The organism is Streptomyces sp. NBC_01275 (assembly GCF_026340655.1).
Lineage (GTDB): Bacteria > Actinomycetota > Actinomycetes > Streptomycetales > Streptomycetaceae > Streptomyces.
The window spans coordinates 6,135,164-6,150,919 of the sequence record NZ_JAPEOZ010000001.1; the positions used below are offsets into that span (position 1 = coordinate 6,135,164).

Below are 15,756 nucleotides of genomic sequence, written 5' to 3' on the forward strand. Positions count from 1 at the left end.
AGGGTTGTTCGAGATCATCGGCGCGTGCCCGGGCCGCGACGGCCTCTTCCGCGGGCCTGGTGAGTCGGGGGAGCGATGAGTACGGATTCTGGTGGAGTGCTGCGGCTGCCCGCTTCCGCGATACCCGACGGCTGTGAGGCCTGGGACGGTGAGCGGGCGCGGCGCTGGACGCGGGCGCTGCCGCCGCGCTGGGTGCCGGTGCGGGCGCGGACGTCCGTCCTCGTGGGGCTGCCGCTGCTGGGCGTGGCCGCCGCAGGCGCGCTGAGCGAGTTCGGCGGGCTGCCGGGGTGGGGCGCGGCCGTGGTCGGCCTGCACGGCGTGTGGCTGGTGCTGCGGCCCGAGGCGGCCCGCGTCCTCGCGCCGGTCGCGCTCGCCGTGATCCTCGTGCCCGGCCACCTTCCGTGGTCGGCGCGGCTGGGCGTCGCGGCGGCGCTCGTGCTCGTGTGGGCGGCCGCCGTGGTGCGGCTGAGCGCGCGCGGGCCGCAGCGTGCGGCGGCCCTGACGGCCGCCGGGGGCGTGACGGCGACGCCGCCCGGGACGGGCGTGACCCCGCGACGCGGCGCGTTCCTCTACGGGGCCGGGCTGGTGACGGTCCTCGTCGGCGGGGTGCTGTACGCCAGCGCGGGCCTCTGGGAGCAGACGGACGACTGGCAGGCAGTGCCGGCCGTCGGCGGATGCGTGACCGGGCTCGGCCTCACCCTGCTGCTCTCGGCGCTGCTGGCCCGCCGCCGGGCCGCCGCGCTGCGCCGGGGGCCCGTCCCCGTGTTGCGGGTGCTGCTGCGCGAGAACACCGACCTCGAGACCGAGGTGTTCGCCGCCGACGACGTGGCCGCGTTGCGCCCGCTGTTCACGGTCGCCACCACCGAGTCCGACGAGGACGACGAGGACGACGACAGCGAGGACGGAGAAGAGGGCGAAGAGGGCTCCGGCGACGGCGAGGACGAGGACGACGACGAGGAGCTGCGGGAGCTCTTCGACCGGATCGACGAGGGCCGGTCCGGCCCCCTGCGCGAGGCCGTCCTCTACGGAACGCCCTACGACGGCGCCGAACTGGTGTTCCTCGCCGCCGCCGAGATGGCCGACGAGCCGCCCGGGATCGAGGTGTCCGTGGGGCCGGTGCGGCCGGTGACGGAGTGGGCCGTGCGCCGGAGGGTCGTCGCCGAGAAGGGGCGGAGCGTCCGCGAGGCCCACTACGAGAAGCGGCGCCGGGCCGCGGCCGAGGCCGTCGCCGAGCGGGCACGCGACGAGGGTCCAGTGGAGGTACGGCGGTGGGGCGCCGGGTGGGCCGACTGGTTCGCCGTGGCGCTGGCGGTGCTGTGGGGCTTCAACTTCTGGGAGGACTCGGGCTGGTGGCGTTACGCCTCGGGTCTCGGCCTGACCCTGATCGCCGCGCTGCTGCTGCCCCGTCGGCTCGCCTGGCGCATCACCGCCGACAGCGCGGGCCTGTGGTTCAACGGCTTCCGGCGGACCGGGCACATCGCCTGGGACGACATCCGGGTCGTCAGGTGCACGGGCGTCGAGCTGAAGATCGACAGCAAGCGGGCGTCGTTCGAGGAGTGGTCGGTGCACACGCCTCGCTGGCCCTGGCTGGAGCACCGGCTCGGCGTGCTGCACCCCTACGAGCGGACGGCCGCCGAGCTCGCCGCGATGTGGCAGGACCCGGCGCTGCGTCCGGTCGGCACGGTCGACGCACGCCGGCGCGGGGGCCTGCTGTGGCCGCTGGGGGTGGTCTTCGGGGCGGTGGGCCTGGCGGTGGTGCTGTTCCTGCCGTGACGGGGACGGGCGGGATCGCCGGCCCCCGTCAGGGCGGGTGGGCCGTACAGCCCATGCAGGCCGTACGACAGCCCATGCAGACCGTACGGCCGTACGGTCAGATGCCCGCCGCCGCCGACAGGTCCCGCTTGATCGCCGTGAGGAGGTCCGCGGCCCGGGCGTGGGCGGCCGGGAGGTCGGCGTGGGCGGCGACCGGGACCACGACCTCCAGGTAGCACTTCAGCTTCGGCTCGGTGCCGCTGGGGCGGACGATGACCCGGGCGCCGTCGAGGGTGTAGCGCAGGCCGTCGGTGGGCGGCAGCCGGTCCGTGCCCTGCGTGAGGTCCTCGGCCCGGGTGATGGCCAGGCCCGCGAGGGCGGTCGGCGGCTGTGTGCGCAGCTGTTCCATGGCGCGGGCGATGACCGACAGGTCCTCCACGCGCACCGAGAGCTGGTCCGTGGCGTGCAGACCGTGCTCCACGGCGAGGTCGTCGAGGAGGTCGAGGAGGGTGCGGCCCTCCGATTTGAGCTGCGAGGCGAGTTCCGTGATCAGCAGGGCGGCGGTGATGCCGTCCTTGTCCCGTACGCCCTCGGGGTCGACGCAGTAGCCGAGGGCCTCCTCATAGCCGTAGCGCAGACCGTCGACGCGGGCGATCCACTTGAAGCCCGTGAGGGTCTCCTCGTGGGGCAGGCCGGCCTTGGCGGCGATCCGGCCGAGGAGGGAGGAGGAGACGATCGACTCGGCGAAGACGCCCTGCGCCCCGCGGCGCACGAGGTGGGCGGCGAGGAGCGAGCCGACCTCGTCGCCGCGCAGCATCCGCCAGTCGCCGGCGTGCGGGACCGCGACGGCGCAGCGGTCGGCGTCCGGGTCGTTGGCGACGATCAGGTCGGGGGTCGTCTCGCGGGCCTTCGCGAAGGCGAGGTCCATCGCGCCGGGCTCTTCCGGGTTGGGGAAGGCGACGGTCGGGAAGTCCGGGTCGGGCTCGGCCTGCTCGGCGACGAGCACCGGCTCCGGGAACCCGGCCCGGGCGAAGGCGGCGAGCAGCACGTCCTTGCCGACGCCGTGCATCGCCGTGTAGACGGTGCGGGCGGTGCGGGGGGAGTCGGGGGCGAGGACGGCGTCCGTGCGGGCGAGGTAGGCGTCCAGGACGCTGTCGTCGAGGGTCTCCCAGCCGGCGTCCGGACGGGGCACGTCGTGGAGGGAGCGCACGGCGTCGATCCGGGCCGCGATCTCCGCGTCCGCCGGCGGCACGATCTGCGAGCCGTCGCCGAGGTAGACCTTGTAGCCGTTGTCGCGGGGCGGGTTGTGACTGGCGGTGACCTCGACTCCGGCGACCGCGCCGAGGTGCCTTATGGCGTACGCCAGGACGGGGGTGGGGAGGGGACGCGGGAGCACGGCGGCCCGCAGCCCGGCGCCCGTCATCACCGCGGCGGTGTCCCGGGCGAAGTCCGCCGACTTGTGACGGGCGTCGTAGCCGATGACGACGAGGCCGCCGCGCTGCCCCTTGCCGTCGAGGTACGCGGCGAGGCCGGCGGCGGCGCGGATGACGACCGAGCGGTTCATCCGCATCGGGCCGGCGCCGAGCTCGCCCCGCAGACCGGCCGTGCCGAACTGGAGGGTGCCGCCGAAGCGGGCGGCGAGCTCGGTGACGTCTTTGGCGTCCAGGAGCTCGGCGAGTTCCTCGCGGGTCTCCGGGTCGGGGTCCTCGGCGAGCCATGACTGGGCTCTCGCGATGAGTTCGGCGTGCACGTCCTGGTCAACCTCTCGTCGTCTCGTGGTGCGGGCCCCGGGGGCTGCGCCCCCAGACCCCCCTTCGGCCCGAAAGGCCTCGTCCTCAAGCGCCGGACGGACTGAATCGCAGTCACCGGCGCCGAGAACCGAGCCTTCCTACAGCCGGTCCAGCACCTGCGCCAGCAGGGAGCCCATCCGGGTCGCCGAGTCGCGTCCCGCCTGGAGGACCTCCTCGTGGTTCAGCGGCTCGCCCGTCATGCCCGCGGCGAGGTTGGTCACCAGCGAGATGCCCAGCACCTCCGCGCCCGCCTCTCGCGCCGCGATGGCCTCCAGCACGGTGGACATGCCGACGAGGTCCGCTCCGATGACCCGCGCCATGCGGATCTCGGCCGGCGTCTCGTAGTGCGGGCCGGGGAACTGGGCGTAGACGCCCTCCTCCAGCGTGTCGTCGATCTCCTTGCACAGGGCGCGCAGCCGCGGGGAGTACAGGTCGGTCAGGTCGACGAAGTTCGCGCCGACGATGGGGGACGTCGCCGTGAGGTTGATGTGGTCGCTGATCAGGACCGGCTGGCCGGGGCGCATGCCCTCGCGCAGACCGCCGCAGCCGTTGGTGAGGACGATCGTCTTGCAGCCGGCGGACACCGCGGTGCGCACACCGTGCGCGACGGCGGCGACGCCCCGGCCCTCGTAGTAGTGGGTGCGGCCCAGGAAGACCAGGGCGCGCTTCTCGCCGATCTTGTACGAGCGGATCGTGCCGCCATGGCCCTCGACCGCCGGCGGCGGGAAGCCGGGCAGCTCGGTGACCTGGAACTCGGCTTCGGGGGCGCCCAGGGCGTCCACGGCCGGCGCCCAGCCGGAGCCCATCACGAGGGCGACGTCGTGGGTCTCGGCGCCGGTCAGTTCGCGCAGGCGCGCGGCCGCGGCGTCGGCGAAGGCGTGGGGGTCGCCCTGGATGTCGTCCGGGAGAAGAGATGCGTTCACGCGGATGAGGGTAGCCGGTTCGGGCCTACGCGCGTAGATGACAGAGCCCACGGGAAGGCGATCGTTGTCTTGTCGTTTCCAACCAGGGGGTGCTGCCGGGCGATCACTCGTCAGTGACGAGGATGTCCTTGTCGTTGAAGACCTCGACGATGAAGATCAGCAGGCGGCCGCGGCTGACCGTGTACTCGACCAGGACGTTCTGGGTGAGGCGGATGGTGCGGTCGTCGCCAGTGGACCCTATGGCCCGAGACACGGAAAGGAACGGGTCGCGGGCCAGCAGCGCGATGCCCTTGTCGAACGCGACGCGCTGCCGGTCCTCCAGTCGATCGCGGGCTTCGGCGGCCTGCACTGTGTAGTAGACGTCGTACGTGGTGGGGGCCATGTGCTCTCCCGTTGGCGTGTCGATTCCCCAAGTCTAGGGACAGGCACCCCTCAGCAGGGCCGTTTCCGCAGCTCCATCACGTAATCGTGGGGCGCCCCCGCCGACTCCGCCGCGTCGGCGATCTCCCCGAGGTAGCGGGCCGACGGCAGGCCGCCCTCGTAGCCGTTGAGCACGTACATCCAGGCGGACTCCTCGCCCTCCAGGGTGTGCACGCGGACCCGGGCGCGGCGGTAGATGCCCAGGCTCACGCCCTCCCAGCGGTCCAGGGAGTCCTCGTCCATGGGGGCGATGTCGTACAGCGCGACGAAGACCTGCGAGGCGGGGTCTTCGACGACGGTCGCCAGCGCGCCCTCCCAGCCCAGCTGCTCGCCCCCGAAGGTCAGCCGCCAGCCGCTCAGCCAGCCGGTGGCGCGCAGCGGCGAGTGCGGGGCGCGGCGGGTCATCAGCCGCGCGTCGAGGTTGCCGGCGTACGCGGCGTAGAGCGACATGCGACGAGAGTACGGCAGCCCGCACGCGCCTCATCTCGTGTCGTCTCGCGTCACTCTCGTAACAGTGGCGGCCCCTGGGGCCCCCTGGGGCGGTGGCGCTGCGAAGGTGCGGGACAATGGGGTACGTGACTCGGATCGTGATCATCGGTGGCGGACCCGGCGGCTATGAAGCGGCGCTGGTGGCCGCGCAGCTCGGCGCGGAGGTGACCGTCGTCGACTGCGACGGTCTGGGCGGAGCGTCGGTGCTGACCGACTGCGTGCCGTCGAAGACCCTGATCGCCACGGCCGAGGTGATGACCACCTTCGACTCCTCGTACGAGGAGCTGGGGATCATCGTGGCCGACGACACCCCGCCGCTGGAACAGGCGGCCCGGGTCGTGGGCGTGGACCTCGGCAAGGTCAACCGGCGGGTGAAGCGCCTCGCGCTCGCCCAGTCGCACGACATCACCGCCTCCGTCACCAGGGCCGGCGCCCGCGTGCTGCGCGGTCGGGGCCGGCTGGAGGGCATGCAGGCCCTCGACGGCTCCCGCAAGGTCATCGTCACCGCCGCCGACGGCACCGAGGAGACCCTCACCGCCGACGCCGTCCTGCTGGCCACCGGCGCCTACCCGCGCGAGCTGCCCGACGCTCAGCCCGACGGCGAGCGCATCCTGAACTGGACCCAGGTCTACGACCTCGCCGAGCTCCCCGAGGAGCTCATCGTGGTCGGGTCCGGCGTCACCGGCGCCGAGTTCGCCGGCGCCTACCAGGCCCTGGGCTCCAAGGTCACCCTCGTCTCGTCGCGCGACCGCGTGCTGCCCGGCGAGGACCCGGACGCCGCCGCCGTGCTCGAGGACGTCTTCCGCCGCCGCGGGATGAACGTCATGGCCCGCTCCCGCGCCGAGTCCGCCAAACGGGTCGGCGACCGGGTCGAGGTCACCCTCTCCGACGGACGCGTCATCACCGGCTCGCACTGTCTGATGGCCGTCGGCGCCATCCCCAACAGCGCGGGCCTCGGGCTGGACAAGGCGGGCGTCAGGGTCCGAGAGTCGGGACACATCTGGACCGACAAGGTCTCCCGGACCACCGCCCCCGGCGTGTACGCGGCGGGTGACGTGACCGGGGTGTTCGCGCTGGCCTCCGTCGCCGCCATGCAGGGCCGGATCGCCATGTACCACTTCCTCGGCGACGCGGTGGCCCCGCTGAACCTGAAGACGGTCTCGTCGAACGTCTTCACCGACCCCGAGATCGCCACCGTCGGCTACACCCAGGCCGACGTCGACGCGGGCAAGATCGACGCCCGGTCGGTGAAGCTGCCCCTCCTGCGCAACCCGCGCGCCAAGATGCAGGGCATCCGCGACGGCTTCGTCAAGATCTTCTGCCGGCCCGGCACCGGGATCGTGGTCGGCGGCGTGGTCGTCGCGCCCCGCGCCTCGGAACTGATCCACCCCATCTCGATCGCCGTCGACAACAATCTGACGGTCGAGCAGATCGCGAACGCCTTCACCGTGTACCCGTCCCTTTCGGGCTCGATCGCCGAGGTGGCCCGGCAGCTGCACACGCGGAAGGCGACGGGCGAGGCCTGACCGTGCCGGAATCGGGGCTCTATACCACTCCCCGTCCCCCTGTGCGAACAACTTCTACTATTCGGCGCAAAGAGCTGAAAGCAGACGGTCGTCCGCGTTACTGTCAGTTTCGTGTTCGCTGCAGAACGTCGCCAATTGATCCTCGAAATGGTGCGAGCGAACGGGGCCGTGTCGCTCCGTGAGCTCGCCCGCGTCGTCCAGACCTCCGAAGTGACCGTACGGCGGGACGTGCGCGCACTGGAGGCAGAAGGACTCCTCGACCGCCGGCATGGCGGTGCGGTATTGCCGGGCGGGTTCACGCGTGAGTCCGGCTTTCCGCAGAAATCCCATCTCGCGACCGCCGAAAAGACCGCCATCGCGGATCTCGCCGCAAACTTCGTCGAAGAGGGCGAGGCCATTGTGGTCGGGGCGGGAACCACCACCCAGGAGCTGGCCCGCCGGCTCGCCAGGGTGCCGGGACTGACCGTCGTCACCAACTCCCTGCTGGTGGCCCAGGCGTTGGCCCACGCGAACCGGGTGGAGGTCGTCATGACCGGCGGCACCCTGCGCGGGTCCAACTACGCGCTCGTCGGGAGCGGCGCCGAGCAGTCCCTCCAGGGGCTGCGGGTCTCCAGAGCCTTCCTGTCCGGGAGCGGACTGACCGCCGAGCGCGGCCTGTCCACGTCCAACATGCTGTCGGCGTCCGTCGATCGGGCGCTGGTGCAGGCGGCCTCCGAGGTCGTCGTCCTCGCCGACCACACCAAGCTCGGCAGCGACACCATGTTCCAGACCGTGCCCACGGACCTCATCACCCGGCTCATCACCGACGAGCCGCCCGCGCACGACGACCGCGCCGCCACCGAGCTGCAGGCCCTCGCGGACCAGGGGGTGCAGATCGCCGTGGCGGGGGCGTCGGGGAGCCCGGGGGGTGAGGCGGTCCCGGCGCGCCAGCAGCAACAGCGCCGGGACGTGCCGGTACCGGCCCCGCGTCGAGGCCAACTGCCGCAGAGCGGCTCGGCGACGGTGCGTGCGCTCACGGCCATGGGTGAGCTGCCGCCGGGCGCCGAGCGCGCCCGGGCCGCGGACCTCCGCCGTCGCTGAGAACGCCTCCACACGAAAGCGCCCGGTTGACCGACCGCATCGGTCCACCGGGCGCCCGCTTCACGCCGTATCGCCTACGACGACGATCTCGCCGTCGGTCCTACGGTGACGTCAGTCCTTGATCTCGCAGATCGTCGCGCCGGACGTGATGGACGCGCCGACCTCCGCGGCCAGGCCCTTGATGGTGCCGGCGCGGTGCGCGTTCAGCGGCTGCTCCATCTTCATCGCTTCGAGTACGACGACCAGGTCGCCCTCCTTGACCTCCTGGCCCTCCTCGACGGCCACCTTGACGATGGTGCCCTGCATCGGGGAGGCGAGGGTGTCGCCGGAGGCCACGGGGCCGGACTTCTTGGCCGCGCGGCGCTTGGGCTTGGCGCCCGCCGCCAGACCCGTGCGGGCCAGCGACATGCCGAGCGAGGAGGGCAGCGAGACCTCCAGGCGCTTGCCGCCGACCTCGACGACGATCGTCTCGCGGTCGGTGTCCTCGTCCGCCTCGGTGTCGGCGGGGGCGGCGAAGGCCGGGATCTCGTTGACGAACTCGGTCTCGATCCACCGGGTGTGGACCGTGAACGGGTCCGCGGAGCCGGTCAGTTCGGGGGCGAACGCCGGGTCCTTGACCACCGCGCGGTGGAACGGGATCGCCGTCGCCATGCCCTCGACCTGGAACTCCTCCAGGGCGCGGGCGGCCCGCTGGAGCGCCTGCTCACGGGTGGCGCCGGTGACGATCAGCTTGGCCAGGAGCGAGTCCCACGCCGGGCCGATGACCGAGCCGGACTCCACGCCCGCGTCCAGCCGCACACCCGGGCCGGACGGCGGGGCGAACGTCGTGACCGTGCCGGGGGCCGGGAGGAAGCCGCGGCCCGGGTCCTCGCCGTTGATGCGGAACTCGAAGGAGTGACCGCGCAGCTCCGGGTCGCCGTAGCCGAGCTCCTCGCCGTCGGCGATGCGGAACATCTCCCGGACGAGGTCGATGCCGGCGACCTCCTCGGTGACCGGGTGCTCGACCTGGAGGCGGGTGTTGACCTCGAGGAAGGAGATCGTGCCGTCGACGCCCACCAGGAACTCGACGGTGCCGGCGCCGACGTAGCCGGCCTCCTTCAGGATCGCCTTGGAGGACGCGTACAGCTCGGCGACCTGGGCGTCGGAGAGGAAGGGCGCGGGGGCCTCCTCGACCAGCTTCTGGTGGCGGCGCTGGAGCGAGCAGTCACGGGTGGACACGACGACCACGTTGCCGTGGGAGTCGGCCAGGCACTGCGTCTCCACGTGCCGCGGCTTGTCCAGGTACCGCTCGACGAAGCACTCGCCCCGGCCGAACGCGGCGACCGCCTCACGGACGGCCGACTCGTAGAGCTCGGGGACCTCCTCCAGCGTCCGGGCGACCTTGAGACCGCGGCCGCCGCCGCCGAAGGCGGCCTTGATCGCGATCGGCAGCCCGTGCTCCTGCGCGAACGCGACGACCTCCTCGGCCCCGGAGACCGGGTCCGGGGTGCCCGCGACCAGGGGCGCGCCGGCCCGCTGGGCGATGTGCCGGGCGGCCACCTTGTCGCCGAGGTCGCGGATGGCCTGCGGGGGCGGGCCGATCCAGATCAGGTCCGCGTCCAGGACCGCCTGCGCGAAGTCGGCGTTCTCGGAGAGGAACCCGTAGCCGGGATGGACGGCGTCGGCCCCGGACTCGCGTGCCGCGTTCAGCACCTTCTCGATGTCGAGATAGCTGGTGGCCGGAGTGTCACCGCCCAGGGCGAACGCCTCATCCGCGGCGCGGACATGCAGAGCGTCCCGGTCCGGGTCGGCGTATACGGCCACGCTCGCGATACCGGCATCCCGGCACGCCCGGGCCACGCGGACTGCGATTTCGCCACGGTTGGCGATGAGCACCTTGCGCACGATTGAGGCTCCCTCCTTGAAACAAGCCGAGTTTAGGGACAGCCGACACGACACATCGACCCGTCCCCAATGGTGAGCTTGCCCACACGGAGCGTGATGCGAGGCTCGCTCGACCCGCGAAATCCCTTGTAGTACCGCCGTAGGCAGCACTCCTCCGAGAAACCCTAGCCCCCTCATGTGGTCAAGGTCTCTGTGACGAGGTGCTGCGGCCCACTCCGTTTCTTTGTGGAGTCCCTACGAATGGCCCAACGATTCTTTGCCGCCCGCAGAACCCTTGTCCCGCGGTTTACCCGTTAGTAGCGTTCGCGATGCTGAAGAAAGTCTGTGACGGGTCGAAGGCGGGTGGGGACCGGTGGTGCGCAGACCGGTGGCGTGGATCGTGGCGATCGTGCTGTTCGCGGAGGCGTTCGGCATCGCCGCGCTGAACTGGTTCATGGGGGTGGTGGTCGACCGGCAGGACATGTCCCTGGCCGGCCTGGACCCGGACGTGATGTCGACGTCCTCGAAGGTCGGCGGGATCGTCTTCGGGCTCTACTTCGCCCTGTGCGGCCTGGTGGCCCTGCTGGTGGCGCTGCGGGGCCGCCCGCCCGCCGGCTTCGGCCGCGTGCTGCTGATCAGCGTGGCCGTCGTGCACGGGCTGCTGGGCGCGTTCGCCTGGGGTCTGCTGGGCTGGCCGCAGTTCCTGTTCATGGTAGTGGTCCTGGCCCTGATCGTGCTGCTCCTGATGACGTACGACGCCCAGCCGCGACCCCAGGACAAGGGTCCCGCCCCGCAGGACAAGGGTCCCGCCCCGCAGGATCAGGGTCCCGCCCCGCAGGATCAGGGGCCTGCCCCGGTCAGTGGTCCGCCGGCGCCCACAACTCCGTGATGCCGACGCCCAATCGGCCCAGCAGCCTGCGGATCAGAGGCAGGCTGAGGCCGATGACGTTGCCGTGGTCGCCGTCGATGCCCTCGATGAACGGCGCCGAGCGGCCGTCGAGGGTGAAGGCGCCGGCGACGTGGAGGGGCTCGCCCGAGGCGACGTAGGCGGCGATCTCGTCGTCGGTCGGGTCGCCGAAGCGGACCACGGTGGAGGCGACGGCGGAGGTGTGACGCCCGCTGAGGGTGTCGTAGACGCAGTGCCCGGTCTGGAGCGTCCCGGCCCGGCCGCGCATCGCCTTCCAGCGCGCGGTGGCCTCCTCGGCGTCCGCGGGCTTGCCCAGCGCCTGGCCGTCCAGGTCGAGCACCGAGTCGCAGCCGATCACCAGCGCGCCCTTGGCCTCCGGCCGGGCCGACACCAGGCTCGCCTTGGCCTCGGCGAGGGCGAGCGCCAGCTCCGCCGGGGTGGGGGCGGTGACCGCGTCCTCGTCGAACCCGCTGACGATGACCTCGGGGGCGAGGCCGGCCTGCCGCAGCAGGTTCAGCCGGGCGGGGGACTGGGAGGCGAGGACGAGTCTGCGCATACGGTCAGCGTAGTGCCGCCGCCGCTTATCTGAGGCCCAGAACGATCATTGCCACCACCATGGCGAGCGCCAGGAAGAGACCGAGCCGCCTCAGGGACTCCTGCATGTCGCGGAGTTCCTTGGGCGGCTCGTTCTCGGGGTCGGACCACAGCATGCCACCAGCGTGGGGCTTCGCGGGTCCTGGGTGCCTGAGTACGCGTACTTAAATCGGCGGCCCGTGCCGCTGCTCTGTGCGCCCGCGCGGCCGAGCCGCACATCGATGCGGCCCCGCGCCCCTGAGAGTCCCCTAGACGGGCCAGTAGGTGCGGGTCCATGACGTCGGACCTGGTTGCGGTACGTGGCGTGCCGCGATGCGGGACGGGTCGGACCACGCGTCCCTCGGGGGCTCCGCGCCGGACGGCGAGGGGGCTGCCGCCGCGGCGCGGGCTCGGACCACCGCCAGGGCGGCGGCCAGCTCCTCCGGGGTCGGGTTTCCCCGTACGACCTTGATGTTCATGACGGCTCCCAGCAGGTCTAGAGGGGGATGTTGCCGTGCTTCTTCGGGGGCAGGGATTCCCGCTTGGTGCGCAGTTGACGCAGGCCGCGCACGATGTGCCGGCGGGTGTCGGACGGCTTGATCACCGAGTCGATGTAGCCGCGCTCGGCCGCGATGTAGGGGTTGAGGAGCGCGTCCTCGTACTCCCGCATCAGCCGGGCGCGCGCCGCCTCGGGGTCCTCCGCCTCCGCGATGGTGCGGCGGTGCAGGATGTTGACCGCGCCCTGGGCGCCCATGACGGCGATCTGGGCGGTCGGCCAGGCGAGGTTGAGGTCGGCGCCCAGGTGCTTGGAGCCCATGACGTCGTAGGCGCCGCCGAAGGCCTTGCGGGTGATGACGGTGATGAGGGGGACCGTGGCCTCGGCGTAGGCGTAGATCAGCTTGGCGCCGCGGCGGATGATGCCGTCGTGCTCCTGGTCGACGCCGGGCAGGAAGCCGGGCACGTCCACGAAGGTGACGACCGGGACGTTGAACGCGTCGCAGGTGCGCACGAAGCGGGCGGCCTTCTCGCTCGCCTTGATGTCCAGACAGCCCGCGTACTGCATGGGCTGGTTGGCGACGATGCCGATCGGACGGCCCTCGACGCGGCCGAAGCCGGTGAGGATGTTCGGCGCGAACAGCGGCTGCGTCTCGAAGAACTCGGCGTCGTCCAGGACGTGTTCGATCACCGTGTGCATGTCGTACGGCTGGTTGGCGCTGTCCGGGACGAGGACGTCCAGCTCCAGGTCCTCGTCGGTGACGGCGAGGTCCGCCTCCTCCGGGAAGGCCGGGGCCTCGCTGAGGTTGTTGGAGGGCAGGTACGACAGCAGCTGCTTGACGTACTCGACGGCGTCCTTCTCGTCGCCGGCCATGTGGTGCGCCACGCCCGACACGGAGTTGTGGGTGCGGGCGCCGCCCAGCTCCTCGAAGCCGACGTCCTCGCCGGTGACCGTCTTGATGACGTCGGGGCCGGTGATGAACATGTGCGAGGTCTGGTCGACCATCACCGTGAAGTCGGTGATCGCGGGGGAGTAGACCGCGCCGCCCGCGCACGGGCCGACGACCAGGCTGATCTGCGGGATCACCCCGGACGCATGGGTGTTGCGGCGGAAGATCTCGCCGTACGCGCCCAGGGAGGCCACGCCCTCCTGGATGCGGGCGCCGCCGGAGTCGTTGATGCCGATGACCGGGCAGCCGGTCTTCAGCGCGAAGTCCATGACCTTGACGATCTTCTGACCGTAGACCTCGCCCAGGGCGCCGCCGAAGACGGTGAAGTCCTGGGAGAACACGGCGACCGGACGGCCGTCGACCGTGCCGTAGCCGGTGACGACGCCGTCCCCGTACGGACGGTTGTCCGCCAGGCCGAAGTTGGTGGACCGGTGCCGGGCGAACTCGTCCAACTCGACGAAGGAGCCCTCGTCCAGCAGCAGATCGATCCGCTCACGGGCCGTCAACTTGCCCTTGGCGTGCTGCTTCTCGACGGCGCGTTCCGAACCGGCGTGCGTCGCTTCCTGGATACGGCGCTGAAGATCCGCGAGCTTTCCCGCGGTCGTGTGAAGGTCGATCTCTTCCGGCTCGGACATCGGGATGCGGCTCCCTGGCTGCTCACAAGGGGGGACGGTTGCTGCTCCGCAGCGTAGTGGTGCCCCTACCGATCGGCAGTGCGGCGTTTACCACACCTAGGGTGGCTTGCATGACGCCGCGAGATGCAGCAGACGCGAACGACAGCCGGTGGTCCGACCTCGACCGGCCGCCCCTCAACGCCACCGCCCTGCGCCGGGCGCTGGTCAGGGACGGCGGACACGGCGGGCTGTACTGCGACGTGGAGGTCGTGCAGCGCACCGGCTCCACCAACTCCGACCTCGCGGCCCGGGCGGTCGCGGGCGACGCGGACGAGGGGGCCGTGCTGGTCGCCGAGGAGCAGACCGCCGGGCGGGGCCGGCTGGACCGGCGCTGGACGGCGCCCCCGCGCTCCGGGCTGTTCTTCTCCGTCCTGCTCACGCCGAGTGAGGTCCCGGTGGCCTGCTGGGGCTGGCTGCCGCTGCTCACCGGGGTCGCCGTGGCGACGGGCCTGTCGCGGGCGGCGGGCGTCGACACCGCACTCAAATGGCCCAACGACCTGCTGGTGACCGTGGACGGCGCGGAGCGCAAGGCCGGCGGAATCCTCGCGGAGCGGGCCGGGGAGCACGGCGTGGTCGTCGGCGTCGGCGTCAACGTCACCCTGCGCGCCGACGAGCTCCCGGTGCCCCAGGCGGGCTCGCTGGCACTGGCCGGGGCCGTCGGCACCGACCGCGATCCGCTGCTGCGGGCCGTCCTGCGGTCGCTGGAGGAGTGGTACGGCCGCTGGCGCACCGCGGGCGGCGACCCGGCGGCCAGCGGTCTGCAGGAGGCGTACGCGGCGGGCTGCGCGACGCTCGGGCGGGTGGTGCGGGCGGAGCTGCCGGGGGACCGGTCGGTCGTCGGGGAGGCCGTCGCGATCGACGGGGACGGGCGGCTGGTGATCGCCACCGAGGAGGGCGTGCAGGAGCCGGTGGGCGCGGGGGACATCGTCCATCTCAGGCCGGCCTGAGGCGAGAACGGCCCGGGGGGCTTACCGTCGGCTGCACGGAGAACCCCGCGCAGGACCACGGAGAACCCGGCGAGTCCAGGAGATTTCACAGGATTTCCGGAGTTCAGGACGGGAGTGAGCTACCGCACACCTACCGTAGAGTTGAGGCCGGTCGATACCTGACCGCGGAAGATCGGAAGGGCAGCAGGCGTGACCGTCGACGACACGGGCTCCGGCGCGGGCGCGGACGGCCGGGTGGACCCTCCCCCACTCCCGGCTTCCCTCGATCGCGGGGATCCGCACGCCGCCGGCCCCGACGACGACTCCGACGGCGACCCGCTCGCCCTGCGGCTGGAGCAGCTCATCCTCGGCGCCGAGCGGCGCTACACCCCCTTCCAGGCGGCCCGCAGCGCCGGTGTCTCCGTGGAGCTGGCCACCCGCTTCTGGCGGGCGATGGGCTTCGCCGACATCGGCCAGGCCAGGGCGCTGACCGAGGCGGACGTGCTCGCGCTGCGCCGGCTGTCCGGTCTCGTCGAGGCGGGGCTGCTGAGCGAGGCGATGGCGGTGCAGGTGGCCCGGTCCACCGGGCAGACCACCGCCCGGTTGGCGGAGTGGCAGATCGACTCCTTCCTGGAGGGCCTGACCGAGCCGCCCGAGCCGGGGATGACCCGCACCGAGGTCACGTATCCGATCGTCGAGCTGCTGCTGCCCGAGCTGGAGGAGTTCCTCGTCTACGTCTGGCGCCGGCAACTCGCCGCGTCGGCCGGGCGGGTCGTGCAGGCGACCGACGACGAGGAGATGGTCGACCGGCGGCTGGCCGTGGGCTTCGCGGACCTGGTCGGGTTCACCCGGCTGACCCGCCGGATGGAGGAGGAGGAGCTCGGCGAGCTCGTCGAGGCCTTCGAGACCACCGCGGCCGACCTGGTCGCCGCCCGCGGCGGACGGCTGATCAAGACCCTCGGCGACGAGGTCCTCTACGCGGCCGACGACGCCGGCACCGCCGCCGACATCGCGCTGCTGCTCGTCGAGACCATGAGCAACGACGAGACGATGCCCGAACTGCGCGTCGGCATGGCCTTCGGCACGGTGACCACCCGGATGGGCGACGTCTTCGGCACGACGGTCAACCTGGCCTCCCGGCTGACGTCGATAGCGCCCCGGGACGCCGTCCTCGTCGACAGCGCGTTCGCGCAGGAGCTGATCCGCACCGGCGACGCGCCCGCCTCGGAGGCCGAGGCCGCGGAGGCGGCCGTCGCCGCGGAGAAGGAGGGCGAGGACCCGCCGACGTACCGCTTCGCGCTGCAGCCGATGTGGCAGCGGCCGGTGCGCGGGCTCGGCGTCGTCGAACCCTGGCTCCTCACCCGCCGCACCTACGCCTCGGAGTGACC

Annotated in this window: 15 protein-coding genes; 6 read left to right on the top strand and 9 right to left on the bottom strand. The window is 72.2% G+C overall.

Annotated elements, in window-relative coordinates; translation table 11 throughout:
- Window positions 1-75 precede the first annotated feature (75 nt).
- A complete protein-coding gene (locus tag OG562_RS27230; RefSeq protein WP_266402271.1) occupies window positions 76-1,773 on the top strand; it encodes a hypothetical protein in 1,698 nt (565 codons plus the stop codon).
- Between the two features lie 97 nt (window positions 1,774-1,870).
- On the opposite strand, the gene OG562_RS27235 is transcribed toward OG562_RS27230, so the two are convergent.
- From OG562_RS27235 to OG562_RS27250, 4 genes are all read right to left on the bottom strand, one after another.
- Window positions 1,871-3,502, bottom strand: a complete 1,632-nt coding sequence (locus OG562_RS27235; RefSeq protein ID WP_266402272.1) for a phospho-sugar mutase — start codon at window positions 3,500-3,502, stop codon at window positions 1,871-1,873.
- 138 nt (window positions 3,503-3,640) lie between these two features.
- Window positions 3,641-4,465, bottom strand: a complete 825-nt coding sequence (locus OG562_RS27240) for a purine-nucleoside phosphorylase (RefSeq protein ID WP_266402274.1) — start codon at window positions 4,463-4,465, stop codon at window positions 3,641-3,643.
- Between the two features lie 103 nt (window positions 4,466-4,568).
- Window positions 4,569-4,847, bottom strand: coding sequence for a type II toxin-antitoxin system RelE/ParE family toxin (locus tag OG562_RS27245; protein WP_266402277.1), 279 nt, complete (start codon window positions 4,845-4,847; stop codon window positions 4,569-4,571).
- Window positions 4,848-4,897: 50 nt separating this feature from the next.
- On the bottom strand, window positions 4,898-5,335 hold the full coding sequence (locus OG562_RS27250) for a gamma-glutamylcyclotransferase (protein WP_266402279.1): 438 nt from the start codon (window positions 5,333-5,335) through the stop codon (window positions 4,898-4,900).
- 116 nt (window positions 5,336-5,451) lie between these two features.
- Here OG562_RS27250 and OG562_RS27255 point away from each other — a divergent pair, with 116 nt between their 5' ends.
- Together OG562_RS27255 and OG562_RS27260 are read left to right on the top strand one after the other, a co-directional pair.
- The gene (locus OG562_RS27255) at window positions 5,452-6,900 is read left to right on the top strand and encodes an NAD(P)H-quinone dehydrogenase (protein ID WP_266402282.1); all 1,449 of its coding nucleotides are present in this window, start codon (window positions 5,452-5,454) and stop codon (window positions 6,898-6,900) included.
- A gap of 111 nt (window positions 6,901-7,011) precedes the next feature.
- Window positions 7,012-7,980, top strand: a complete 969-nt coding sequence (locus OG562_RS27260) for a DeoR/GlpR family DNA-binding transcription regulator (RefSeq protein WP_266402284.1) — start codon at window positions 7,012-7,014, stop codon at window positions 7,978-7,980.
- A 111-nt stretch (window positions 7,981-8,091) separates the two neighbouring features.
- Here the strand turns inward: OG562_RS27260 and OG562_RS27265 are convergent, their stop codons facing one another.
- On the bottom strand, window positions 8,092-9,864 hold the full coding sequence (locus tag OG562_RS27265; RefSeq protein WP_266402287.1) for a biotin carboxylase N-terminal domain-containing protein: 1,773 nt from the start codon (window positions 9,862-9,864) through the stop codon (window positions 8,092-8,094).
- 352 nt (window positions 9,865-10,216) lie between these two features.
- Here OG562_RS27265 and OG562_RS27270 point away from each other — a divergent pair, with 352 nt between their 5' ends.
- Entirely contained in the window at window positions 10,217-10,732 is a 516-nt protein-coding gene (locus OG562_RS27270) for a hypothetical protein (RefSeq protein WP_266402290.1), read from the top strand.
- Here the strand turns inward: OG562_RS27270 and OG562_RS27275 are convergent.
- From OG562_RS27275 to OG562_RS27290, 4 genes are all read right to left on the bottom strand, one after another.
- A complete protein-coding gene (locus OG562_RS27275; protein WP_266402291.1) occupies window positions 10,701-11,306 on the bottom strand; it encodes a nucleoside triphosphate pyrophosphatase in 606 nt (201 codons plus the stop codon). The genes OG562_RS27270 and OG562_RS27275 overlap by 32 nt on opposite strands.
- A gap of 25 nt (window positions 11,307-11,331) precedes the next feature.
- Window positions 11,332-11,460, bottom strand: a complete 129-nt coding sequence (gene mmpB, locus OG562_RS27280; RefSeq protein WP_266402293.1) for a morphogenic membrane protein MmpB — start codon at window positions 11,458-11,460, stop codon at window positions 11,332-11,334.
- 132 nt (window positions 11,461-11,592) lie between these two features.
- The gene (locus OG562_RS27285; protein WP_266402295.1) at window positions 11,593-11,802 is read right to left on the bottom strand and encodes an acyl-CoA carboxylase epsilon subunit; all 210 of its coding nucleotides are present in this window, start codon (window positions 11,800-11,802) and stop codon (window positions 11,593-11,595) included.
- A 17-nt stretch (window positions 11,803-11,819) separates the two neighbouring features.
- On the bottom strand, window positions 11,820-13,403 hold the full coding sequence (locus tag OG562_RS27290) for an acyl-CoA carboxylase subunit beta (protein WP_266402297.1): 1,584 nt from the start codon (window positions 13,401-13,403) through the stop codon (window positions 11,820-11,822).
- 110 nt (window positions 13,404-13,513) lie between these two features.
- On the opposite strand from OG562_RS27290, the gene OG562_RS27295 reads away from it, so the two are divergent.
- Window positions 13,514-14,389 (top strand): biotin--[acetyl-CoA-carboxylase] ligase, encoded by an 876-nt coding sequence (locus OG562_RS27295; protein WP_266402298.1) that lies wholly within the window; start codon window positions 13,514-13,516, stop codon window positions 14,387-14,389.
- A gap of 189 nt (window positions 14,390-14,578) precedes the next feature.
- A complete protein-coding gene (locus OG562_RS27300) occupies window positions 14,579-15,754 on the top strand; it encodes an adenylate/guanylate cyclase domain-containing protein (protein ID WP_266402299.1) in 1,176 nt (391 codons plus the stop codon).
- Window positions 15,755-15,756: the final 2 nt, after the last annotated feature.